Below are 23377 nucleotides of genomic sequence, written 5' to 3' on the forward strand. Positions count from 1 at the left end.
ACTTGGTTCCAATTCAATTTCAGAATAGCTTGATATTGTAGGTTTAAGTGCTTCTTTATTTACTTCAAATTGTGATGTTGGTTTAATATAAGGTTCTTCAAAAACTTTGCCCAATTCATCTTTAGATTCTTCAATAGCATATTCTTCAAGATTGTAAGCATTGTCAGTATCAGAAATAGGCGTTTTCATTTTGGCAATATCATCACTTATTTCTTTATGCTTTTTCTCAAAAAAAGATTTGATGCTGTCTGGAGAAATTTTGATTTTAAATAATAAATAGATGATTAATCCAAAAACCAACACCAACAATGTACCTACTTTTCCAATGTAATCTTGAAAAAACAAATTCATTTCATAGCCAATAGTACCACCAAGTTCAGGAATAGAATTAGCAAAAAAACCGAATAAAATAGAAAGTATAATGATAACAAATAAATCCCAAAACCATGTTGATTTTAATTTTTTTAGAGGTAAATCTAAAACTAGGAAAGCACCAGTTATAAAAAATAATTTTACAAATAAGAAAGAAGCTGCGCCAAACCCTCTGTAGATAAAAAAGTTGGCTAAATAAGCTCCAACTTTACCCAGCCAATTGTTAGCTTGCTTGGTTCTATCCGATAAAGCCGTTACCACACTTTGGTCTTCTTGACCGTGCATAAAGAACGAGATGAAAGCTACTAACAATCCCACTGACAAAAGTACCAAAAGGCAACCCAAAACTACTTTGTATTGCCTTTTCATTTTCCAAGGAAGTTTTTCTCCTGGTTCAGCTGTTTTTGTATTTTCTTTTTTTACCTGTTTTGCCATTCGAAATTAAATAGATGCTCTAAAAGTAGAAATTTATATTAGAAACGTTTATATTTTTGGTATGTATATCAAACATCCTATTGCAATGGCTGTCATTGCTGCAAAAAATACTGCTCCAGCAGCAATATCCTTAATAAAACCAATGCGTTCATGAAACTCTGGATGAATAAAATCGGCTACTTTTTCTACTGCGGTATTCAAGCCTTCAACTCCCAAAACTAACCCAATAGCAAGCGTTTGAATCATCCATTCTTCTCTAGAAATATTGTAGTAAAAACCAGCAATTATCATTAAGATTCCAATAGAAGTTTGAACCATTACACTGTGTTCAGTAGTAATAAGTTTTATAGCACCTTTCAATGCAAATCCCATACTTTTAAACCTTCCAGAAAAAAATGTTTTATCTCTTTGAAATTCTTCCATGTACTTAAAGTGCGTTTAAAGCTGCGTCATAATTAGGCTCATCTGCAATTTCTGAAACTTGTTCTGCATATTTTACCGTTCCGTTTTCATCCAAAACTACTACAACTCTAGAATGTAATCCAGACAATGGTCCGTCGGTCATTTCTAATCCATAATCTTTTCCAAAACTACCTGAGTTAAAATCTGATAAATTAACCACATTTTCAATACCTTCTGCGCCACAAAAGCGTTTTTGAGCAAACGGTAAATCTCTAGAAATACATAAAACTTTTGTGTTTTCTAATTTACTTGCACTTTCGTTAAAATGTCTTACAGATGCGGCACATGTTCCTGTATCAACACTTGGAAAAATATTTAATACCAATTTACTTCCTGCAAAGTCAGCTAAAGTTGCTACAGATAAATCAGTTTTTATTAATTGAAATTGTGGTGCTATTGAACCTACTTTTGGTAATTCACCATTGGTGTTTATCGGATTTCCTCCTAATGTAATTGATGCCATTTTTGATATGATTTTAAGATTTCAAAAGTAGTGAAAATAATTAGGAATTAAGAATATGGAATTGGGAATTTTTGGCATATAAAATAAATTAAAAAAATAGGGAATTTTTATTTGATTAAAACATTGTTTTATCGTAATATTGCAATAAAATAATTATACAAAATATGGGCGCATCCAAATCTGATTCTTTTTCTGTAGAACACAACGAAATAGCGAGCTTGTTTAAAGCTTTGTCACATCCAGCAAGGATAGCAATTGTAGATTATTTATTGTCGGTTGATAGTTGTATTTGTGGTGACATTGTAAACGAATTACCATTGGCACAACCCACAATTTCGCAACATCTAAAAGAATTAAAAAACGCCAACATCATTAAAGGAACCATCGAAGGAACAGCCATTTGTTATTGTCTAAATCCAGATACGATGGCGAAAATTGAAAAATATTTTGGTGGAATTATACATCAACTTAAAAATAAATGTTGTTAGAAAAGAAGATACTAAGTTGTTAAGAAACTAAGAGCCTCAGAATCTCAGAACCTAAAAAAATAAAAAAAATGAAATTATCAGAAATTAAATCAGCATTAAAAAATCTATCGCAAATTGCTTTTCAATTACCCAACGGCGATTTGGTTCCCAATCATTTTCACGTGACCGAAGTTGGTAAAATAACTAAAAATTTTATCGATTGTGGTGGCGTTGTCCGTAATGAGGAAGTTGCAAATTTTCAACTTTGGGAAGCCAACGATTATGATCACCGATTGCATCCAGAAAAATTGGTTTATATTATTGAATTGTCTCAAGATAAACTACAAATTCCCGATCTAGAAATTGAAGTAGAATATCAAATGAAAGAAACAATCGGAAAATTTAGTCTTGATTTTGACGGAATAAATTTTCAATTAAAATCTAAATTAACCGATTGTTTGGCCAAAGATAATTGCGGCATTCCACCAGAAAAAATGAAAGTAAAAATAGGCGATTGGAAGCCAAAAGCGAATTCTTGCGAACCAAATTCGGGTTGTTGTTAATCATGGGAAATTCTAAAAAAGAACATTGGGAAAAAGTTTTTGCAACCAAGCAAGAAATTGAAGTGAGTTGGTACCAACACAAACCTGAAACATCACTTAATTTTTTTAAAGAAAATAACATTTCTAAAAACGCCAAAATTATTGACATTGGCGGTGGCGATAGTTATTTAATTGATAGTTTGTTAGAATTAGGATATGTCAATTTATTCCTTTTGGATATTTCAGCAAATGCAATTGAACGAATTAAAAATCGATTAGGAGAAAAGTCTAAAAATGTAACTTTTATAGTTTCAGATATTTTAGATTTTAAGCCAGAAATTACGTTTGATGTTTGGCACGATAGAGCAAGTTTTCATTTCTTAACTTCCGATAATGATATTGTTATTTATAAAAATTTAATTGTAAATGCTATTGCTACAAGTGGTTTTTTATTTATAGGAACATTTTCAGAAAACGGACCATTAAAATGCAGCGGATTGGAAATTACCCAATATTCTGAAGCTAAATTTGAAACTATTTTTGGAAGCGAATTTGATAAAATAAATTGCTTTTTAGAAAATCACAACACACCTTTTGATACCATTCAGAATTTTATTTTTTGTACCTACAAAAAGAAATAATATGTTTTTAGAACTACAAAATACCATTCAATTAATTGCTAAAATTTCGGTTTCTGAAGACAGAAAAGAAGTTTTACTACCCTTAATCGATTATATTCAAAAGAAAGTTTTAGATAATCACCAAGTTAGGTTAAATTTCATTTGCACACACAATTCGCGAAGAAGTCATTTGTCTCAAATTTGGGCTCAAACAATGGCTTTTCATTTCAATATTAAAAATGTTTTCTGTTATTCTGGCGGAACAGAAGCAACGGCTGTGTTTCCAAAAGTAGTTGAAACATTGGAAAATCAAGGGTTTAAGATTCAGAAATTGAGCTCAGAAATTAATCCAATTTACGCTATAAAATTTGATGAAAATCAGCTGGCACTAATTGGTTTTTCCAAAACTTATTTTGATGATTTTAATCCGAAAAGTAATTTTGGTGCCATTATGACTTGCAATAATGCCGATGAAGGTTGTCCGATGGTTTTTGGTGCTGAAGCGAGATTTCCAATAAAATATGACGACCCAAAAGCTTTTGATGGAACTGATTTAATGAACCAAAAATACGCCGAAAGAAGTTTGCAAATTGCTTCTGAAATGTATTTTGTGTTTTCTAAAATTAAATAATAAAGTATGATGAATAAAGATTTTTTTATAAAATACAAAAAGCCTATTTTTATTACTTCTTCGGTGATTATTCTGCAACTTATTTGGGGTTTTGATCCAAAATTTTGTTTAATAAATTTAATTTGGTTGTTGGTTTAGGCTGTTATGTTTACATCCTTTCAATACCTAATTTAAAGTCTTTTATCACAGTTATTGATCTTTTTGTAGAAGTTCCAACTCTAATTAAATTGATAAATATTGCTTTTTTGGTTACGAAAAATTCGTAGAACTAATTTGTGTAATCACCTTTAAAACAGGTAAATATCCAACTCTTGTCAATATTATAATTTTTCCTGTTAGATTAAACATTCAATTGATTAATTCCTTTATAGTTCTAGAGCAATTTCTAAATGCAGTTTTGCTTTTTCTTGGTAATGTATTTTTAGTTCGCAGCAATTGGAAAAATTATAAAACCCTTTTTAAAGAATAAAAAAATGCTCTCAATTACAAGAGCAATTTTTCATTTTACTTTTAAGAGATCAATAATACTAACTTGTTTGAAACCTAAAATATCATTTTCATCGTTGGTGTCAATTTTTTCAATTCTAACATTTAGAATATAGTTTTCATTGGAATACAGTATTCCTTTTCCGCCTGATATTTCCGTTTTAGTAAATCCGAGTTCTTTTATTTCTCTATCAAAAAACTGTTGGTTTACACCATTGAGTATATAAATTAATTCTTTTTTATTGGTTATTTTCAATGCAATATTTTTAAATTTATTTTCGTAAATAGTAGTATTCATACCGCCACCATTATCATATTCCCATTTTTGATTTACTCCATTTAAAAATAAATTAATTTCGTTGGGAGTTTCCATATCCAGGATAGCGATAAAATCTTTCAAAGTTAATTCTCTAATCTTAGTTTTAGAATATTTAGCAATAGAAGCATCAGTTCTTAAAATCTCTAAAATTGATGGATAACGACTTGAATATACAATTGGAATTTCCTGATATTGAGAAAATCTAGAAAATTCACTGGCAGAAATGTCTTGTTTGGTAGTTTGTTCTTTTCCGTCTTTGGTTGTAAATTTTATAGTAACATTACTAAAATCGGCTTTTCTTGTGGCATAAGAACTTCCGTCAACTATTATTCCGGTTGTATAAATACCATTTTTTTCTATTTCATTACTTGTACGTTCAATTTCATCATATATCAAATAAATTGAAAATCCGAAGAAGAAAAGCACCACAAATACTATTAAAACACAGCCCAGATTATCATGACTTTTATCAATCGTTTTATTGGCTGTATAAACAGGCACAAGATTAAATAAGGCCAAAGCAAACAAAAAGGTTGTAATTATTCCTCCAATTAAAACTACTGTAGTTGAATATTCATGAAAAAAATCTAACGGAATTCCTCTGTAGAAAAACCAAAACGAAAGCCCAAAAAGCACCGAAAAAATAATCTTCTTTTGCATAAATTAAATTTTAATAAAGCAAATAAAAGAAAAAAATGCTCTCCAATTAAGAAAAGCATTTAGTTTTTTAAGTAGTAAAAGACAGAAACTATTTATCAATAGCACCCAAAACGCGTTTCATAAAATCGTTTAACGCTTCTTTTTTATCTTTTCCATCTTTAATCATTTTGTGCACTTCGAGTGCGCCATACATATTAGAAATCAACTCACCAATAACTTCCAATTCTTCGTCTTTCAAGGAAGAAAGTTCGCAAAGGTTTTCAAGAACTTCAATAGTTTCTACCAAATAATCTTGATCGTTTTCTTCTATAAATTGGTTCAAATGTTTTATAACTGGTAATTTCATATTAAACTACTTCGTTAACTAATTCGGTTAAAATTTCAACTTTGGTAGTTTGACTTTGGTTTACAAATACACCATTTTTAAAAGTTGCAAAAGTTGGCAAGTTATCAACTTTGGCCATTTTTCTAGACTCCGGAAATTTCTCAGCATCAACAATTAAAAAATGAGCTCCTTCGTTTTGTGAAGCCAACATTTTGAATTTAGGTTTCATGATTCTGCAATTTCCGCACCAAGATGCAGCATATTGAACCACAACTACATCATTTGAAGCCACAATTTCGGCTAAATTATCTTGTTCTATTTCTGAAAACATTTTTTGTAATTTTTTAATTAGAAAATTAGATAATGTGCAGATAAATTGACTAATTGACACATTATCTAATTGACATATTATTAATGAGAAGCTAAATAGGCAGCTGTAGAATTTCTGTCAGCACTCATGGCGTCTTTACCTTCTTCCCAGTTTGCAGGACAAACTTCACCTTTAGTTTGAACATGTGTGTAAGCATCAATTAAACGTAAATATTCGTTTACATTTCTACCCAATGGCATATCGTTTACACTTTCGTGGAAAATTTTTCCGTCTTCATCAATTAAATAAGTCGCTCTAAAAGTTACATTTGAACCTTCAAGAATTTCATCATTTAAGTCTTCATTATAAACCCACTCGGCATCAAGAATTTCCAACGCTGATGCTAAATTTCTAGTTGTATCTGCCAATAATGGATACGTTACACCTTCAATTCCTCCGTTATCTTTTGCTGTATTTAACCAAGCAAAGTGAACTTCGTTAGTGTCGCATGAAGCACCAATAACTGTAGTATTTCTTTTTTCAAATTCTTGTAATGCAGCCTGAAAAGCGTGCAACTCTGTTGGACAAACAAAAGTAAAATCTTTAGGATACCAAAATAAAATTACTTTTTTCTTGTTGTCTAGCGCTTCATCAAGAATATTGATTCTTAAATTATCTCCCATAAAAGAGATAGCATCTACTGTAATGTTTGGGAATTTTTTTCCTACTAATGACATAATGTATATGGTTTAAATGTTATTTTAAATTCGGTGCAAAAGTAATTACAATACCTAACTTTTAAAATAGTTTTTGATTATATTTTATTATATAATGATAATTTTAATTTATAACATAGCTTAGTTAAAAACTTTGTGATTTTTGGTGTTTTAGGAATTTGAAATTATCCTAACATTTATATTTAAATAATTTTTTCTATAAAAATATTTCAGAATCTACTATAGTTTTTATCTATTAAAAATTAATTCAGGTAAGGATTTTATTTGGTAAATTTGCTTTCAAGAACAATATAAAATCAACAATACTATGGAAAATAACCCGAACGACAACAAAGGATCTTACAATGTAAATGGTGAAGGCAAATGTCCTTTTGGTGGCGATAGCGCAGCTGGAGGACCAATTAATATGGAAAATGCTAAAATCAAACAGATGAACAGCAAAGGACCAATTAATAGAGATTGGTGGCCAAATCAATTGCGTTTAAATATTCTTCGTCAGCATTCATCATTATCAAATCCGATGAATAAAGATTTTAATTATGCAGCAGCATTTAAATCGTTGGATTTAGCAGAATTAAAAAAGGATATTAATGATGTTATTACTACATCACAAGATTGGTGGCCAGCAGATTATGGAACTTACTCTGGATTTTTTATACGTATGGCTTGGCACAGCGCAGGAACTTATCGTACAGCTGATGGAAGAGGTGGATCTGGAGCTGGAAGTCAGCGTTTTGCACCATTAAACAGTTGGCCTGATAATGCTAATCTTGATAAAGCACGATTATTACTTTGGACAATAAAACAAAAATATGGCAAGAAAATTTCTTGGGCAGATTTAATGATTTTAGCTGGAAATTGCGCTTTAGAAGTTGCCGGATTTAAAACATTTGGTTTTGCTGGAGGAAGAGTTGATACTTGGGAACCACAAGAAGATATTTATTGGGGTTCAGAAAGAGAATGGCTTGCAGATAACAGATATTCTGGCGAAAGAGATTTAGAATATCCATTGGCAGCAGTACAAATGGGGTTAATTTATGTAAATCCAGAAGGACCAAACGGAAATCCTGATCCATTAAAATCGGCTCACGATATTAGAGAAACATTTGCAAGGATGGCAATGAATGATGAAGAAACTGTTGCGCTAATTGCTGGTGGACACACTTTAGGAAAGACACATGGTGCAGCCGATCCAAGTAAATATATCGAATTAGAACCAGCAGCTGCAGGAATTGAATTGCAAAGCTTAGGTTGGAAAAATAATTATGGAACAGGTCATGGAGGCGATACAATTACCAGCGGATTAGAAGGTGCATGGACTACAACTCCAAGTAAATGGAGCCATAATTATTTTGAAAATTTATTCGGATTTGAATGGGAATTAACTAAAAGTCCGGCTGGAGCACACCAATGGAAACCTAAAGATAATGGTGGCGCAGGAACGGTTCCAGATGCTCATGATGCCTCAAGAACACATCAGCCGTTTATGCTAACAACAGATATAGCCTTGCGAGTTGATCCAGCATACGAAAAAATATCAAGACATTTCCTTGCAAATCCAGATGAATTTAATGATGCATTTGCAAGAGCTTGGTTCAAGTTAACCCACAGAGATATGGGACCAAAATCATTATATTTAGGAGCAGAAGTTCCAGCAGAAGATTTGCTTTGGCAAGATCCAATTCCACAAGTAAACTATCAGATAATTAATGAAGATGATATCAATAGTTTAAAAGCTGCCATTGATGCGTCAGGATTGTCTATATCCGAATTGGTTTCTACAGCTTGGGCATCAGCATCAACTTTTAGAGGTTCAGACAAACGTGGTGGTGCAAATGGTGGTCGCCTAAGATTGTTACCACAAAGAGATTGGAAAGTTAATAATCCGACACAATTGTCTAAAGTGTTGTCTGTTTTTGAAAAAATTCAAAACGACTTTAATCAATCACAATTAGGTAATAAACAAGTTTCTATTGCAGACTTAATTATTTTAGCTGGTTCTGTAGGAATTGAAAAAGCAGCTAAAAATGGTGGATACGATGTAAAAGTTCCTTTTACTCCTGGAAGAGCTGATGCTTCTCAAGAACAAACAGACGTTGATTCTTTTAATGTTTTAGAACCTCAAACTGATGGTTTCAGAAATTATTCTAAAACTGAGTTTACAGTTTCGGCAGAAGAGTTGTTAATAGACAAAGCACAATTATTAAATCTTACAGCGCCAGAAATGGCCTTGTTAGTTGCCGGAATGAGAGTTTTAAACACCAATTTTGATCAATCTAAAACTGGAGTTTTCACTCACCAACCAGAAACTTTGACCAACGATTTCTTTGTAAATTTACTCGATCTAGGAACAACATGGAAATCCGTTACCGAATCTAGCGAAACTTTTATAGGAAGTGATAGAAAAACTGGCGATATCAAATGGATTGGAACTCGTGTTGACTTAATTTTTGGTTCAAATACCGAGTTAAGAGCAATTGCAGAAGTGTATGCAAGTAATGATGCAAAAGAGCAATTCGTTCACGATTTTATTTATGCATGGAATAAAGTTATGAATGCAGACCGATTTGATTTGGTTTAAATTGCTTAAAATAATTATACAAAACGAAAGGTAGTCTGTAATGGATTGCCTTTTTTTATTGACCTAAAGTTGTTATTAAATTATTAATTATTTTATTCACTAAGTTTTATATATTTGTTTTCACCAAAAGTTAGCAAAGCGTTAATTTTAAATTATACTATTATCAAACCAAACTATATGAATTTTTCTAATTTATTTCGAAAAAAATCAACTAAAGTAATCATTCAAGAAGGAGGCGATGGCGAACATTCTGGATTAAATAAAGTGTTAACAGTTAAAGATTTAACTTTTTTCGGAATAGCTGCAATTATTGGTGGCGGAACATTTAGTGCCATAGGAAACGCTTGTTTTTCTGGTGGACCAGCAGTTGTTATTTTATACATTATGTGTGCCATAGCATGCGGATTTACAGCAATGTGCTATGCCGAATTCGCTTCACGTGTACCAGTTTCTGGAAGTGCATACACCTATGCCTACGTATCTTTTGGAGAAATTTTCGCTTGGATTATCGGTTGGGCATTGATTATGGAATATTCTATAGGTAACATTTATATCGCATTTTCTTGGAGTGGCTATTTCACCAATTTATTAGAAACTTTTCATATTCATTTGCCCGAATGGCTGACTATAAATTACAAATCGGCAGTTGATGCTGTAGTAGCAAATAAAGGCACTGAAGGATTGATGGCTTGGAAAAACGCACCAGTTATTGGAGGATTAAAAATTATTTTCGATTTGCCTGCTGTGGTCATCAATTTATTAATTACGTATTTGGTTTATAGAGGAACAAAAGAATCTAAAAACTTTAGTAATATAATGGTTTACATTAAGTTGGCTATTATTGCTTTAGTAATTATTGTCGGAGCTTTTTATATAGATATTGACAATTGGACACCATTTATGCCAAATGGTTTTAGTGGAGTTATGGGCGGAGTTTCAGCTGTTTTCTTTGCTTATATTGGTTTCGATGCCGTATCGACTTTGGCAGAAGAAAGTAAAAATCCCCAACGCGATTTACCTAAAGGAATGATTTATTCGTTGGTAATTTGCACCGTAGTTTTTATAGTTTTAGCCTTGGTTATTACCGGAATGGTTTCTTATGAATTACTTGGTGTAAGCGATCCATTAGCAGAAATTTTTGCTTTAAAAGGTGTAAAATGGATGTTATTTATTGTATCAATTGCTGCTGTGGTTGCCATGACAAGTGTATTATTGGTGTTCCAAATGGGACAACCTAGAATTTGGATGACAATGTCTCGTGATGGATTGATGCCAAAGAAATTCTCTGAAATTCATCCTAAATATAAAACGCCAGGATTTGCTACTATTGTAACAGGTTTGGTTGTGGGAATTCCGATATTCTTTACTGATGAAAATTTTGTATTAGACTTCACCAGTATCGGAACTTTATTTGCGTTTGTATTGGTTTGTGGTGGTGTTTTAATGCTTTCTCCACAAAGTGAAGCCGAACTTGCCGAACGCGCTACCAAAGGAAAATTCAGAATTCCGTATGTAAATTCGAAATTTATTTTTCCTGCGATAATATTTATATCATTACTAATTGCGATCATAAAATTTAATAAAGAAACTGTAGACTTTGTTACAAACCAAAAACAAGTTTATAATCCGTCAAAAATTTTAGAAAATATTAGTGTAAATGAGAAGAAAAAAGTTTTTACTTTTTTAAAACTAAATGAAATTGAAGATTCAAATAAAATTATAGATTTTTTAAATTTAAAACTTAAAAATGATAAAATAGAATATAAAAAACTAATTGATAGTTTGCCAATAATTGAAGACCATAAGTATAATTCAGGAGTTAAATTGTTCTTTACAAATTTACCTTTTTGGATGTTTTTTGTAGTTTGCCTAGTAATGACTTTTTTATCGTTCACCAAAAACTTATCGTTAATTCCTTTATTAGGATTGGTTTCTTGCTGTTATTTACTTACTGGAATGGCGGTTTCCAACTGGATGTGGTTCGGAGTTTGGCTAGTGATCGGATTAATATTTTACTTTATTTATGGGTATAAAAATAGTAAGTTGAATTTGAAAGCGTAACAGGTTTCAGTTTTAAATAAAAAAAATCCGTTTGAGAAATTTCTCAAACGGATTTCAAATATAAAAATATTTTAAATCTAGCTTATCACATTCTCCAAAACACCCAACTCAACCATACAACCTTTCATCATTTGATATGTGCGTTCAATATCATTATCCAAACCAATAGAAAAACGAATCAAGCCATCAGTCAAGCCCATTTCCAGTTGTTCTTCCAAAGGAATTTCACTAGATGTAGAAGTTCCAGGCGCTGAAAATAACGTTTTGTAAAATCCTAAACTCACTGCCAAGTAACCTAAATTTATTTCTTGCATTAATTCCATCAACTCGTTGGCTTTTTCAATCGATCCCACATCAACCGTCATCATTCCACCAAAACCGTATTCCTTATTAATCATTCCGGCATACAATTCATGACTCGGATGACTCGCCAAACCAGGATAAACCACTTTCAATCCGTCATTTTCAAATTTCTGAGCTAAATACATTGCATTGTAACTGTGTTGTTTCATTCTAATGTGCAAAGTTCGTAGGTTTTTCATAACACTTGCACTGCGTAAACTATCCATCGTTGGGCCAAGTAACATACTTGCGCCACTGTTCACATCTTTCAAGCTATTGATAAATTCTCTCGATGCACAAGTTACGCCACCAACCGTATCACTACTTCCGTTAATGTATTTCGTCAGACTGTGAAGTACAATATCGGCACCCAATTTTATCGGAGCAACACTCAAAGGCGAAAACGTATTGTCAACTACCAATTTCAAATTATGTTTCTTTGCAATCCTTGCCAAACCAGTAATATCAGCCACTTCCAATAAAGGATTACTCACCGTTTCACAATAAATAACTTTCGTTTTATCAGTAATTGCAGCTTCCACAACGTCCAGTTTTGTGATGTCAACAAACGATGTTTTAATACCAAATCTCGGTGTGAAATTCTTCAAAAAAGCATACGTTCCGCCATAAATCGTCCTACTCGAAACAATGTGATCGCCATTACTACACAATTGCAATAGAGTAGGAGTAATTGCGCCCATTCCAGATGCCGAAACATTCGCAGTTTCCGTACCTTCCATCGCAGCCAACGCCTGATCTAAATATAAATTACTCGGCGACGAATGTCTAGAATATAAATAACAACCTTCGGCATTGCCCTCAAACGTGTCAAACATCGTTTTAGCCGAAAGAAAAGTATAAGTAGAACTATCTGAAATGGATGGATTTACACCACCAAATTCGCCAAAATATTGTAAATCTTGAATTTTATCCGCAGGATTAAAGTTTTTCATTTTAAGTTTTTTTAGGAGCTTTTTCCAGCTATCCGTTGCAATCTTTTTTCAATTGCCTTGGGTTTGAACCCAAGGCAATTAAAAAAAGGATTTTCACTTCTATCTGGGCTAGGGTTTTACGTTAATTAATAACAATCATCAAAAAAACAAATTCTAAGAACTAAAAACAATATATAATTTAAAATATAGAATAAAAAACTATTAAATGTTTAATATAAAGAAAATATAACTATTTTTGAAATAAATTATTTAGTTTAATAGATTTTTAATTAAATCTACATTCTGTCTCACTGAGCGCAGTCGAAGTGCCTTAACTAATAAACAAAAAAATATGGACGCAATAGATAAAAAATTACTTGAATTACTCCAAACGGATTCTAAAAAAACAACCAAAGAGTTGTCTTTAAAACTAAATTTATCAGTCACAGCAGTTTACGAACGCATAAAAAAATTAGAACGCGAAGGAATTGTAGATAAATATGTTGCGCTTTTAAACAGGAACAAAATCAATAAAGGATTTGTAGTTTTCTGTCATTTAAAGTTGTTGCAACACACTAAGGAATTCATCAATCAATTTGAGAAAGAGGTTATAAAACTTGACGAAGTTCTAGAATGTTTTCACGTTAGTGGCGATTATGATTACATCTTGAAAATTTGCCTAAAAGATATGGATGAATACCGTGAATTCTTAGTTACAAAACTAACAACGCTGCAACACATTGGCAGCACTCACAGCACTTTTATGATTGGTGAAGTTAAAAATACAACAGCTTTTAAGATTTAATTTTTATGGACTTTTACTAAATAATTTTTAGTGATTTTAGTGTGAATTTATTGTTTCAATACTAGATTTTTTTTCATCTATATCTAAAGAGTATCGAAACTTTTGTTTGCAAATTATTTACTATTTCTTGGTTCTATTCTAAAAGAATAGCCTTCCATTCCGAAAGCTTTTTTTCAAATGTTTTACTTGCATTTGCCGGACTTGTAGATGGTAATATTGTAGTTTGATACTGTTTTTCAAGGACTACATATTTTTTAAAGAAACTAGACGCTTTTTGTCCGTTAAAGAAAATGTGATTGATTTTGGAATGATTTTTTAGAAAATCTTCGAAATCATTGGCGACCTCATTTTTTATAGCGCTATCAAGGCTTCCTTTTCTTTCACAGACTTGCAAAACATCCCACAAAGCAATCTTGTTTTGTAATAATAATATTTTTTTATTTTCATAATCATCTGAAAATGGTGTTTCAAAAATAGTGAACAATAACTTCCAGAAATTGTTGCGCACATGTCCATAATATTGATTTAACAAAATAGATTGTTCGCCAGGTATAGTACCTAAAATTAAAATAGTTGCTTCCTTATTTGATATCGGTTCAAATGAATATTTTATCATTAGTAAGTAATTTTTTTTCAGATAGTGAACGTTACAAATGTAGGAATTAGGATTAGCAAAATGGCTTTTAAACAATTAAAATAAGTATTTTGTTAACTTTATAAAAGATCCTTACTATTTGATTTTACTGGGATTTTAAAAATAGTTTAAAAATAATTGTTAATTCTGGAACGACTGTTTCAAAATGTTTTTTATCTTTGCCCCATAATTTATAAATGCAATGGCACGTACTGTCGAATTTAACGAATGTGAAATCATAGAAAAAGCAATGAACGTCTTTTGGGAAAAAGGCTATCAGGCAACTTCTATGCAAGATCTAGTTGATGCCATGCAAATTAATAGAAGTAGTTTGTACAATACCATTGGTGATAAACATCAATTATTTATGAAATGCATCAGCAGTTATTTCGATAACGCAATGCTAGAAATAAAAGAAAAAGTTGCTAAACAAACCTCTTCTAAACAAGCACTTATCAATATCATAAACGATAAGGCTACTTGGATTGTAGATTGCGAAAAAGGTTGTTTAGGAATAAAAACCGTTTTTGAAATTGCGCCCGAAGACAATGAAGTGAGAAGAGTCATGAGCCAAAACAATGAAATCTTTCTTCAATTCTTGGCAGGTGTTGTTCAAAAAGCCATTGATGATAAAGAATTGGATGGCTCTGAAGATGCAACACTTATGGCAGAATACATCATGACATCGTTTACTGGTTGGAAACAATCTTATATATTAGATAGAAATCCAATTCGGATTAAAAAAATGGCAGATTACCTTATTAAACAAATTACACGTTAGCTTTTTTTTAAAATTAATTCTGGAACGTTTATTTCAGAATGAACTATAAAAATAATTACCTATTTTATTCATAATCACATTGTTATCTGAAACGATTGTTTCAGAATTAAATATATAATAATCACACAAAAATTCAATAAAACACGCATAATTCTGGAATGATTGTTTCAGAATAATAACCAAAACTTAACATTAATTTAAATCCATTCCTAACATGAAAACAATTTTCTCTTTAAGCATAATCGCTTTACTTTTAGTAAGTTGTGCTAATAAAAACGAAGGTGCGCCTGCCAATGCACCTGCAACATTACCAGTTTTAAACATCGCTTACCAATCGGCGGTAACCGAAACAGAATTTCCAGTAGCCATTCAAGGTAAAAATGATGTAGAAATTCGTCCGCAAGTAAACGGAACTTTAGACAAGATTTATGTCGATGAAGGTGCTTATGTAAACCAAGGTCAGCCTTTATTCAAAATCAACGACAATCCTTACCGTCAACAATTGAACAACGCTACCGCTAGTTTGAACGCTGCCGAAGCATCACTAATCAATGCCCAACTTGAAGTAGAAAAGCTAACACCTTTGGTACTGAACAAAGTAGTTTCTGACTATCAATTGAAAACTGCTAAAGCCAATTTTAGTATTGCTAAAGCCAATGTTGCTCAAAATAGAGCAACAGTAGAAGCAGCACAAATCAATGTAAACTACACTCTAATAAAAGCGCCAGTAAGCGGTTACATTGGAAGATTACCAAAAAAACAAGGAAGTTTAATAAGTCAAAACGATCCAGAAGCGTTGACAAGACTTTCAGATACTAAAGAAATCTATGCTTACTTCTCTTTAGGTGAAAACGATTTTATCAACTTCAAATCCAATTATCAAGGAGCAACAATCAACGATAAGTTAAAGAACTTGCCTCCAGTTTCATTAGTTTTATCAGATAATTCAATCTATTCACAAACAGGAAAAGTTGATATGGTAGACGGTCAATTTGACAAAACTACTGGAGCAATTACCTTGAGAGCGAAGTTTCCAAATGCTAACGGATTGTTACGATCGGGAAATACAGGCAAGGTTAAAATTAGTATTCAGCACGATAATTCTATTGTAATTCCGCAAGAAGCAACTATAGAAATTCAAGACAAGTTGTATGTAGTTCTTGTAGATAAAAAGAACAACATTGCAAGACAACCCATTCAAGTTTCAGGAAAAAGCGGCACCAATTATTTAGTAAAAGAAGGTATCAAAACAGGTGACCGAATTGTACTAAAAGGTTTTGAAAACCTACCTGATGGCGCAACTATAATTCCAGATACTACTAAGAAAGTAGTAGCCAAATTATAATTCAATAACTAACAAACAATCAATATGTTACAAAAATTTATTGACAGGCCAGTTCTGTCAACAGTCATCGCTATACTTATAGTTATCCTAGGAGTTATAGGTTTAACATCACTTCCTTTACAACAATTTCCAGATATTGCGCCACCAGCAGTTCAAGTGGTGGCACTTTATCCAGGCGCTAATGCAGAAACCGTTTTACGTTCGGTAGCACCATCATTAGAAGAAGCAATTAATGGTGTAGAAAACATGAGTTACATGAGTTCTACTGCCAGTAACGACGGTTCTTTGGTGATTACAGTCAACTTTAAATTGGGTACCAATCCTGATCAAGCTGCGGTTAATGTTCAGAATAGAGTTTCTCAAGCCACAAGTCAATTACCACAAGAAGTTGTTCAAGCCGGAATTTCTACTACGAAACAGCAAAATAGTTTGCTGATGGTAGTCGATTTATTATCGGAAAACGAAAAGCAATACGATCAAACGTTTCTTGCTAATTATGCTCAAATCAATTTAATTCCCGATTTGAAAAGAATTCCCGGAGTTGGTCAAGCTTTAATTTTTGGAGGAAGTAAAGATTATTCACTTCGTGTGTGGTTGAATCCTGCAAAAATGGCAAGTTACAACTTAACTCCAAAAGAAGTTATGGGTGCCATACAAGATAAAAACTTAGAAGCTGCGCCCGGAAGATTTGGTGAAAGTAGCAACGAAGCGTTTGAATATGTACTAAAATATAAAGGAAAATTAAACAAACCAGAAGAATATGAAAACATTGTAATTCATTCCAATTCGGATGGTTCTGTGTTGCGATTAAAAGATGTTGCTCGAATCGAATTGGGTTCATACAGGTATTCTAGTAGCACAAGAATTGATGGAAAAGCAGGTTTGAATATTGCAATATATCAGTTACCAGGTTCCAATTCTAGTGATGTTCAAATTGCAATTAAAGAAATGATGAACAAAGCATCGAAAGATTTTCCAAAAGATGTAAAACATTTAATTCTTTACAATACCAAAGATTCATTAGACTTGTCTATTGCGCAAGTAAAATCTACGTTGATTGAAGCTTTTATCTTGGTATTTATTGTAGTTTTCCTATTCCTTCAAGATTTTAGAGCGACATTAATTCCGGCCATTGCGGTTCCAGTTTCTATTTTAGGAACGTTCTTTTTCATGCAAGTATTTGGATTTTCTATTAATCTTCTAACATTATTCGCATTAGTGCTTGCTATCGGAATTGTAGTCGATGATGCCATTGTCGTCGTCGAGGCAGTTCATGAGAAAATGCATAGTAAAAAGTTGTCTGCCAAAGCGGCTACAACATCTGCCATGAGCGAAATTACTGGCGCGATTATCTCGATAACTTTAGTAATGTCGGCAGTATTTCTTCCAGTTGGATTTATGGAAGGTTCGACAGGTGTTTTTTATAGACAATTTGCTTTTACATTAGCAATTGCTATCGTAATTTCTGCTGTAAATGCCTTAACATTGAGTCCAGCATTGGCGGCTTTATTCTTAAAAGATGTACCGCATGATGCTCATGGAGAACCAGAAAAACCGAAGAATTTTAAAGAAAAATTCTTTGTTGGTTTCAACACAGGATTTGATAAATTAACGACTAAATATGTAAAAAGTCTTCAGTTTTTAATCAAAAATAAATGGGTAAGTCTTGGTGGACTGGCAGTAGTAGTTTTAGCGACTTTTTATTTGGTGAAAACCACACCAACAGGTTTTATTCCATCAGAAGATCAAGGTTTTATTGCAATCTCAATGTCGATGCCAGCAGGAGCATCTTTAGAACGAACTAAAACTGCAATGACCGAAGTTGAAAAAACATTAGGCACATTGCCTTCGCAAAAAACATTGAATGTACTTTCAGGATTTAATTTGCTTACACAATCAAGCAGTCCATCGGCTGGAGTAATCTTTATATTGCTAAAACCTGCCAAAGAACGTGGTGAATTGAAAGATATCAATGACATTATGAACGATGTGAGAGGAAGATTGGGTAACATTAAAGGCGCTAATTTCTTCGTGTTCACTTTTCCAACCGTTCCCGGATTTAATAATGTTGATGGTTTGGATATTGTTCTAAAAGATAAAACAGGAGGAAGCATTAGCAAGTTTAGTGGTATCAGCACACAATTTATTGGAGAATTGATGAAACGTCCCGAAATTGCTGTAGCTTTTACAAGTTTCAAGGCCGATTATCCACAGTTGGAAATGGAAGTTGATGATGTAAAAGCCGAACAATTGGGCGTAAATGTTAGGGATATTCTTCAAACAATGCAAGCGTATTTTGGTAGTTCTCAAGCATCAGATTTTAACCGATTTGGAAAGTATTACAGAGTTGTGGTTCAGGCCGAAGCCGATGCAAGAAACAAACCCGAATCACTGAATGGTGTGTTTGTAAAAAACCGTCAAGGCGAAATGGTTCCAGTATCAACTTTGGTAAAATTAAAACCCATTTTAGGATCAGAAACCGCTTCGAGATACAACCTTTTTAACTCGATTAGTGTCAATGCTATTGCCAAACCCGGATTTAGTTCTGGTGCTGCAATTAAAGCCGTGCAAGAAGTTGCCGAAACGCAATTACCAAAAGGATATACCATAGAATTTTCTGGTTTAACTAAAGAAGAAATTACTTCCTCGGGACAATCAGCAGTAATCTTCGGATTGAGTTTGTTGTTTGTATTCTTCTTATTAGCAGCACAATATGAAAGTTATATTCTTCCGGCAGCGGTGATATTATCGATTCCAACAGGAATATTCGGAGTATTTGTTGCCATTGGTTTGGCAGGAATTGAAAACAATATTTATGTACAAGTTGCTTTAATTATGCTCATCGGATTACTCGCCAAAAATGCTATTCTTATTGTAGAATATGCCATTCAGAGACGACGTGCTGGTAAATCTCTTTTAGCATCAGCATTAGAAGCTGCAAAGTTGCGTTTGCGACCAATTATAATGACTTCATTTGCCTTTGTTGTTGGATTAATTCCGATGATGCGTGCTACTGGTCCATCGGCTTTAGGAAACCATTCTATTAGTATTGGTGCGGCAGGCGGAATGATTTCTGGAGTTCTTTTGGGAATATTTATCATTCCGGTATTGTTTATTGTATTCCAATATTTACAAGAAAAAGTAACTGGAAAACCGTTGGCAGTTTTGAATAACGAAAAGCATTCTAAAGAGTAACTTAGAAATAAAGCTAGAACTCTGTCAGGGTTCAAAATCCCGACAGAGTAATTAAAAATTAAAATCATCAAAAATGAAATACACTAATAAATACATAAAGAAGCCAATTGCTTTTCTCTTACTGATAACAGGATTTACAGTATTTTCTCAACAGAATTCTAAAATAGAACTTCCAGAAAGTTTCAGAAATTCAGTTGCAAAAGATACAATGAATATAGCCGATATCAAATGGAAATCGTTTTTCTCAGAAGCTGATTTGGTTGAATTAATTGACATTGCTTTGGCAAAAAATAACGATTTGCAAATTGCTGAAAAGAACATCACGATAGCCAATTTGCAATACAAACAAGCCAAATGGGGAAATGTTCCGCAAATAAATGCTTATGCAAATGCGACTACAACAAGACTTTCTGAAAATAGCCTTAACGGATTAAGTACGAGTCAGTTTCTCGGAAAAAACCACCTTGAAGATTTTTCTGCAGGATTAAACTTTTCTTGGGAAGCTGATATTTGGGGTAAAATTAAGAACCAAAAGAAAAGTGCTTTAGCTGCTTACATGCAAACTACTGAAGCGAAAAAAGCATTGCAAACTTCTGTTGTTGCTACTGTTTCTAACGGATTTTATGATTTGCTGATGCTGGATGCTCAACTAGAAATTGCTAAGAAAACATTGGTTTTAAACGACAGCACGTTGTTTGTAGTAAATCTTCAATACGATGCTGGACAAGTAAATTTATTGGCGAAGCAACAAACCGAAGCACAACGATTAATTGCGGCACAACTTATTCCGGAATTAGAGAAGAATATTCAAATTCAGGAAAACGCTTTGAGTGTTTTAACTGGAACTTTTCCCGAAGTGCAAAAGCGTCAAAGTTTGCTTAACAATTTGGTGGTGAAAGACAATCTTTCTGCTGGAATTCCGTCGCAATTACTTAGTAAACGTCCAGATGTAAAAAGTGCTGAATTAGAATTAAAAATCGCCAATGCACAAGTCGGAATTGCCAAAGCGAGTTTGTATCCATCGTTAAATATTACGGCTGTAACTGGCGTGAATTCGTTTGAATTTAACAATTGGTTCAATATTCCAGCATCCTTATTTGGGTCGGTTACAGGAGGATTGGTTGCGCCACTTTTAAACAGTAAAAAACTAAAAACTCGTTATGAAATTGCGAAAATAGGAAGAGATCAATCGGTTTTACGCTTCAAGCAAACGGTGCTAGTTGCTGTTGGAGAAGTTTCCAATGCATTGGTAAAAATCGATAAGCAAGAGAAAGAATTTACCATTGCAAACCAGCGTGTTGAAACTTTGAAAAAATCCATTGTAAACGCCAACATGCTTTTCAAAAACGGTATGGCAACATATCTAGAAGTAATAATTGCACAAAGTTATCTTTTACAAGCCGAGTTGGAATTGGCGTCTATAAAAAAAGATCGACTAATTGCTAATGTAGAATTGTACCGCGCTTTAGGTGGCGGATGGGAGTGATTTATAAATAAAATTAAACACATAGAAATATAGAAAAGCCTATCATAAATTTTAAAATCTATGTTTCTATGTGTCATAAAAAAACCAAGTAATTAAATAAAAATAAAAATGAAAAATGAAAACTGTCCTAACAACTTTTCCTTTTTTGGAAAAAGAAAATGTACTACCAATGACCTTTTTAAAAATGAAGTTTCAGAAGAGGCTCAAAAAGAAATAATTTCAAATCAAGAAATGGAAGTTGATTTAAAATACAAATTAAATTTTCAATTAATTGATATTGATAAAGTCTTTGCAAATTGATGTTATAAAACTAAAAACTCACAAAAAATGATTACCTTTTTACTTTATCCTATATCCTTAATTCCGTTACGGATTTTATATCTTTTTTCAGATTTGTGTGCTTACATGTTGTATCATGTTTTTAAATACAGACGCATTGTTGTGAAAGAAAACATTGCTAAATCTTTTAGTTATCTTAATGAAAATGAAAGAATTAAAATTGAAAAACAATTTTACAATAACTTCTGCGATAATTTTATAGAAACTTTAAAATTATTGTCAATGTCTGAAAAAAACTTGCAATCGCATATTACAGCCGATTATTCTGAACTAGAAAAAATACTTTCAGAAAATCAAAATTGTCATATTTATCTAGGTCATCAATTCAATTGGGAATGGGCAAATGCACACATTGGATCAACTTTTAAAAACTCTAATATAGCCGTTGCTTATAAGCCATTGAGCAGTAAGTCTTTCAATGATTTTATGCTTAAAATTAGAAGTCGTTTTGGTTCTAAAATGGTTTCGTCTAAGAACATGAAAAAAGAAATGGAAGTCTTTTCCAACCAACAACATGTTTTAATATTAGTTGCCGATCAAAATCCGAATGTGCCTAAAAGAAGTTTTTGGACGTCTTTTTTATCACAGCCTACAGCTTTCATTAGCGGTTCAGAATTGTACACAGCTTCGCACAAAACGCCAACTCTTTTTGCCAAAATCATCAGAGAAAAAAGAGGACATTATAAATTTGTTTTGACTCCAATATTTGATTTTTCTGAGGAATATAATATTGGTAGCATAACCAATATTTTTACTAAAAAACTAGAGAATGCCATTAAAAGTAATCCAGAAAATTATTTATGGAGTCACAAGCGTTGGAAGCACATTTACAAAAAAGAGTACAATAAACGATGGATTGACAATTCGATGGAGTTGCAGTTATAAAGACAATTTTTAACTAGTATAACCTTATTGTTCTGTTAAAGTTAGTGCTTTTAAAATTGCAATTCGTAGTAATGATTTAATTTTACATAAAGATTCAAAATACAAAATGTCAAAAAATATTCCTATCTCAATATTAGAATTGGCTATCATTTCTAAAGGAAGTGATGCTAGTGAAACGCTCCAAAAAACTAAAGAAATTGCCAAAGCAGCAGACGATTTGGGTTACAATCGCTTCTGGCTTGCCGAACATCACAATATGGCGCATGTTGCTAGTACAGCAACGGTAGTTTTAATAGGATTTATTGCTAGTCAGACCAAAAATATACGTGTTGGTTCGGGTGGAATTATGTTACCCAATCATTCGCCATTAATAATCGCAGAACAATTTGGTACACTAGAAACACTTTATCCCAATCGAATTGATTTAGGTTTAGGAAGAGCGCCAGGAACTGATGGATTAACAGCACAAGCCATTAGAAAAGATTTTTATGAAGAATCGCAACAGTTTCCTAAAAATGTTTCGGCACTTCAAACCTATTTTTCTGAAGAAAATAGTACAGCGGCAGTTAGAGCTTTTCCTGCAGAAGGATTAAAGGTGCCGATTTGGATTTTAGGTTCAAGTATGGATAGTGCTGCGTTGGCTGCAGCTTATGGTTTGCCTTATGCTTTTGCAGGACATTTTGCACCTAAAGTAATGGTGGAAGCTTTTGAATTTTACAGAGAGAATTTTGAACCTTCAGAATATCTTTCAGAACCCAAAACTATGGCTTGCGTCAATCTTATTGCTGCCGATACTAATCAAGAAGCTGAAGTTTTATCTACGAGTTTGTATCGAATGTTTTTGAATTTGATCCAGAATAATAGACAGCCTTTGCAACCTCCAGTTGCCACTTTAGATGGTCTTATGAATGAAGCTGAACGTTTTCATGTCAATCAAATGACAGCTTGTTCGTTTATTGGTAATAAAGAACTTTTGGTAAATAAACTTGAAAAATTCATTAGTTTTACTAAAATTGATGAATTAATGATTACAAGCCCAATTTACAATCATGTTGATAAATTGAAAAGTTTAAAGATTGGAATGGAAATAATCACAGAAATTAATAGAAGATAATTTCATTATTAAATCATTTAAAATTTTAATTAATAGCGATTTAGAGTA

General features: G+C 32.5%; 23 protein-coding genes. 14 read left to right on the top strand and 9 right to left on the bottom strand.

All coding sequences use genetic code 11. The features are described 5' to 3' along the window. The 3 genes from ACH2CG_RS09725 to tpx form a co-directional block, all read right to left on the bottom strand. A partial coding sequence (locus ACH2CG_RS09725) for a DNA translocase FtsK 4TM domain-containing protein (protein ID WP_395064630.1) occupies positions 1–807 on the bottom strand: 807 nt, incomplete at its 3' end. 48 nt (positions 808–855) lie between these two features. After that, positions 856–1230: a diacylglycerol kinase gene (locus ACH2CG_RS09730; RefSeq protein WP_395064632.1), complete on the bottom strand. Its 375-nt coding sequence runs from the start codon at positions 1228–1230 to the stop codon at positions 856–858. Between the two features lie 4 nt (positions 1231–1234). Then, the gene (gene tpx, locus ACH2CG_RS09735; RefSeq protein WP_395064634.1) at positions 1235–1732 is read right to left on the bottom strand and encodes a thiol peroxidase; all 498 of its coding nucleotides are present in this window, start codon (positions 1730–1732) and stop codon (positions 1235–1237) included. 164 nt (positions 1733–1896) lie between these two features. On the opposite strand from tpx, the gene ACH2CG_RS09740 reads away from it, so the two are divergent. From ACH2CG_RS09740 to ACH2CG_RS09755, 4 genes are all read left to right on the top strand, one after another. Beyond that, positions 1897–2220 carry an ArsR/SmtB family transcription factor gene (locus ACH2CG_RS09740; RefSeq protein WP_395064636.1) on the top strand — a complete coding sequence of 108 codons (324 nt, stop codon included), beginning with the start codon at positions 1897–1899 and terminating at the stop codon, positions 2218–2220. Positions 2221–2288: 68 nt separating this feature from the next. Further along, positions 2289–2762: a DUF6428 family protein gene (locus tag ACH2CG_RS09745; protein ID WP_395064638.1), complete on the top strand. Its 474-nt coding sequence runs from the start codon at positions 2289–2291 to the stop codon at positions 2760–2762. A 2-nt stretch (positions 2763–2764) separates the two neighbouring features. Next, positions 2765–3382 (top strand): class I SAM-dependent methyltransferase, encoded by a 618-nt coding sequence (locus ACH2CG_RS09750; protein ID WP_395064640.1) that lies wholly within the window; start codon positions 2765–2767, stop codon positions 3380–3382. A 1-nt stretch (position 3383) separates the two neighbouring features. Next, complete coding sequence (locus tag ACH2CG_RS09755; RefSeq protein WP_395064642.1) at positions 3384–3992, top strand: protein-tyrosine-phosphatase; 609 nt, start codon at positions 3384–3386, stop codon at positions 3990–3992. A gap of 499 nt (positions 3993–4491) precedes the next feature. On the opposite strand, the gene ACH2CG_RS09760 is transcribed toward ACH2CG_RS09755, so the two are convergent. The 4 genes from ACH2CG_RS09760 to ACH2CG_RS09775 form a co-directional block, all read right to left on the bottom strand. Beyond that, complete coding sequence (locus ACH2CG_RS09760; RefSeq protein WP_395064644.1) at positions 4492–5457, bottom strand: hypothetical protein; 966 nt, start codon at positions 5455–5457, stop codon at positions 4492–4494. Positions 5458–5545: 88 nt separating this feature from the next. Further along, positions 5546–5803, bottom strand: a complete 258-nt coding sequence (locus ACH2CG_RS09765; protein WP_395064646.1) for a DUF6952 family protein — start codon at positions 5801–5803, stop codon at positions 5546–5548. A gap of 1 nt (position 5804) precedes the next feature. Beyond that, a complete protein-coding gene (locus tag ACH2CG_RS09770) occupies positions 5805–6113 on the bottom strand; it encodes a thioredoxin family protein (protein ID WP_395064648.1) in 309 nt (102 codons plus the stop codon). A gap of 80 nt (positions 6114–6193) precedes the next feature. Next, positions 6194–6829, bottom strand: a complete 636-nt coding sequence (locus ACH2CG_RS09775; RefSeq protein WP_395064650.1) for a peroxiredoxin — start codon at positions 6827–6829, stop codon at positions 6194–6196. A gap of 307 nt (positions 6830–7136) precedes the next feature. Here ACH2CG_RS09775 and katG point away from each other — a divergent pair, with 307 nt between their 5' ends. Both katG and ACH2CG_RS09785 read left to right on the top strand, forming a co-directional pair. Then, a complete protein-coding gene (gene katG, locus ACH2CG_RS09780; protein WP_395064652.1) occupies positions 7137–9410 on the top strand; it encodes a catalase/peroxidase HPI in 2274 nt (757 codons plus the stop codon). Positions 9411–9587: 177 nt separating this feature from the next. Beyond that, positions 9588–11471, top strand: coding sequence for an amino acid permease (locus ACH2CG_RS09785; protein WP_395064654.1), 1884 nt, complete (start codon positions 9588–9590; stop codon positions 11469–11471). Between the two features lie 77 nt (positions 11472–11548). Here ACH2CG_RS09785 and ACH2CG_RS09790 read toward each other — a convergent pair whose 3' ends face one another. Continuing rightward, positions 11549–12766, bottom strand: coding sequence for an aminotransferase class I/II-fold pyridoxal phosphate-dependent enzyme (locus tag ACH2CG_RS09790; RefSeq protein WP_395064656.1), 1218 nt, complete (start codon positions 12764–12766; stop codon positions 11549–11551). Positions 12767–13097: 331 nt separating this feature from the next. On the opposite strand from ACH2CG_RS09790, the gene ACH2CG_RS09795 reads away from it, so the two are divergent. Further along, on the top strand, positions 13098–13550 hold the full coding sequence (locus ACH2CG_RS09795; protein ID WP_395064658.1) for an Lrp/AsnC family transcriptional regulator: 453 nt from the start codon (positions 13098–13100) through the stop codon (positions 13548–13550). A gap of 133 nt (positions 13551–13683) precedes the next feature. On the opposite strand, the gene ACH2CG_RS09800 is transcribed toward ACH2CG_RS09795, so the two are convergent. After that, positions 13684–14166, bottom strand: coding sequence for a DNA-deoxyinosine glycosylase (locus ACH2CG_RS09800; RefSeq protein ID WP_395064660.1), 483 nt, complete (start codon positions 14164–14166; stop codon positions 13684–13686). Between the two features lie 220 nt (positions 14167–14386). Between ACH2CG_RS09800 and ACH2CG_RS09805 the strand changes: the two genes are divergently transcribed. The 7 genes from ACH2CG_RS09805 to ACH2CG_RS09835 all read left to right on the top strand — a co-directional run bounded on the left by ACH2CG_RS09805 (position 14387) and on the right by ACH2CG_RS09835 (position 23329). Continuing rightward, the gene (locus ACH2CG_RS09805) at positions 14387–14965 is read left to right on the top strand and encodes a TetR/AcrR family transcriptional regulator (protein WP_395064662.1); all 579 of its coding nucleotides are present in this window, start codon (positions 14387–14389) and stop codon (positions 14963–14965) included. Between the two features lie 214 nt (positions 14966–15179). Then, the gene (locus ACH2CG_RS09810; RefSeq protein WP_395064664.1) at positions 15180–16310 is read left to right on the top strand and encodes an efflux RND transporter periplasmic adaptor subunit; all 1131 of its coding nucleotides are present in this window, start codon (positions 15180–15182) and stop codon (positions 16308–16310) included. 24 nt (positions 16311–16334) lie between these two features. Further along, positions 16335–19505 carry an efflux RND transporter permease subunit gene (locus tag ACH2CG_RS09815; RefSeq protein WP_395064666.1) on the top strand — a complete coding sequence of 1057 codons (3171 nt, stop codon included), beginning with the start codon at positions 16335–16337 and terminating at the stop codon, positions 19503–19505. 73 nt (positions 19506–19578) lie between these two features. After that, positions 19579–20991, top strand: coding sequence for an efflux transporter outer membrane subunit (locus ACH2CG_RS09820; protein ID WP_395064668.1), 1413 nt, complete (start codon positions 19579–19581; stop codon positions 20989–20991). A gap of 108 nt (positions 20992–21099) precedes the next feature. Next, positions 21100–21291: a hypothetical protein gene (locus ACH2CG_RS09825; protein WP_395064670.1), complete on the top strand. Its 192-nt coding sequence runs from the start codon at positions 21100–21102 to the stop codon at positions 21289–21291. A gap of 27 nt (positions 21292–21318) precedes the next feature. Continuing rightward, on the top strand, positions 21319–22215 hold the full coding sequence (locus tag ACH2CG_RS09830; protein ID WP_395064672.1) for a lysophospholipid acyltransferase family protein: 897 nt from the start codon (positions 21319–21321) through the stop codon (positions 22213–22215). 106 nt (positions 22216–22321) lie between these two features. Beyond that, positions 22322–23329 (top strand): LLM class flavin-dependent oxidoreductase, encoded by a 1008-nt coding sequence (locus ACH2CG_RS09835; protein ID WP_395064674.1) that lies wholly within the window; start codon positions 22322–22324, stop codon positions 23327–23329. Positions 23330–23377: the final 48 nt, after the last annotated feature.

Origin of the sequence: Flavobacterium sp. (genome assembly GCF_043778725.1) — a bacterium.
Lineage (GTDB): Bacteria > Bacteroidota > Bacteroidia > Flavobacteriales > Flavobacteriaceae > Flavobacterium.

Excerpts from the sequence above, each read along its gene's own strand:
- ACH2CG_RS09730 (WP_395064632.1), bottom strand. The coding sequence starts at position 1,230 with ATGGAAGAATTTCAAAGAGATAAAACATTTTTTTCTGGAAGGTTTAAA.
- tpx (WP_395064634.1), bottom strand. The coding sequence starts at position 1,732 with ATGGCATCAATTACATTAGGAGGAAATCCGATAAACACCAATGGTGAA.
- ACH2CG_RS09740 (WP_395064636.1), top strand. The coding sequence starts at position 1,897 with ATGGGCGCATCCAAATCTGATTCTTTTTCTGTAGAACACAACGAAATA.
- ACH2CG_RS09745 (WP_395064638.1), top strand. The coding sequence starts at position 2,289 with ATGAAATTATCAGAAATTAAATCAGCATTAAAAAATCTATCGCAAATT.
- ACH2CG_RS09750 (WP_395064640.1), top strand. The coding sequence starts at position 2,765 with ATGGGAAATTCTAAAAAAGAACATTGGGAAAAAGTTTTTGCAACCAAG.
- ACH2CG_RS09755 (WP_395064642.1), top strand. The coding sequence starts at position 3,384 with ATGTTTTTAGAACTACAAAATACCATTCAATTAATTGCTAAAATTTCG.
- ACH2CG_RS09760 (WP_395064644.1), bottom strand. The coding sequence starts at position 5,457 with ATGCAAAAGAAGATTATTTTTTCGGTGCTTTTTGGGCTTTCGTTTTGG.
- ACH2CG_RS09765 (WP_395064646.1), bottom strand. The coding sequence starts at position 5,803 with ATGAAATTACCAGTTATAAAACATTTGAACCAATTTATAGAAGAAAAC.
- ACH2CG_RS09770 (WP_395064648.1), bottom strand. The coding sequence starts at position 6,113 with ATGTTTTCAGAAATAGAACAAGATAATTTAGCCGAAATTGTGGCTTCA.
- ACH2CG_RS09775 (WP_395064650.1), bottom strand. The coding sequence starts at position 6,829 with ATGTCATTAGTAGGAAAAAAATTCCCAAACATTACAGTAGATGCTATC.
- katG (WP_395064652.1), top strand. The coding sequence starts at position 7,137 with ATGGAAAATAACCCGAACGACAACAAAGGATCTTACAATGTAAATGGT.
- ACH2CG_RS09785 (WP_395064654.1), top strand. The coding sequence starts at position 9,588 with ATGAATTTTTCTAATTTATTTCGAAAAAAATCAACTAAAGTAATCATT.
- ACH2CG_RS09790 (WP_395064656.1), bottom strand. The coding sequence starts at position 12,766 with ATGAAAAACTTTAATCCTGCGGATAAAATTCAAGATTTACAATATTTT.
- ACH2CG_RS09795 (WP_395064658.1), top strand. The coding sequence starts at position 13,098 with ATGGACGCAATAGATAAAAAATTACTTGAATTACTCCAAACGGATTCT.
- ACH2CG_RS09800 (WP_395064660.1), bottom strand. The coding sequence starts at position 14,166 with ATGATAAAATATTCATTTGAACCGATATCAAATAAGGAAGCAACTATT.
- ACH2CG_RS09805 (WP_395064662.1), top strand. The coding sequence starts at position 14,387 with ATGGCACGTACTGTCGAATTTAACGAATGTGAAATCATAGAAAAAGCA.
- ACH2CG_RS09810 (WP_395064664.1), top strand. The coding sequence starts at position 15,180 with ATGAAAACAATTTTCTCTTTAAGCATAATCGCTTTACTTTTAGTAAGT.
- ACH2CG_RS09815 (WP_395064666.1), top strand. The coding sequence starts at position 16,335 with ATGTTACAAAAATTTATTGACAGGCCAGTTCTGTCAACAGTCATCGCT.
- ACH2CG_RS09820 (WP_395064668.1), top strand. The coding sequence starts at position 19,579 with ATGAAATACACTAATAAATACATAAAGAAGCCAATTGCTTTTCTCTTA.
- ACH2CG_RS09825 (WP_395064670.1), top strand. The coding sequence starts at position 21,100 with ATGAAAAATGAAAACTGTCCTAACAACTTTTCCTTTTTTGGAAAAAGA.
- ACH2CG_RS09830 (WP_395064672.1), top strand. The coding sequence starts at position 21,319 with ATGATTACCTTTTTACTTTATCCTATATCCTTAATTCCGTTACGGATT.
- ACH2CG_RS09835 (WP_395064674.1), top strand. The coding sequence starts at position 22,322 with ATGTCAAAAAATATTCCTATCTCAATATTAGAATTGGCTATCATTTCT.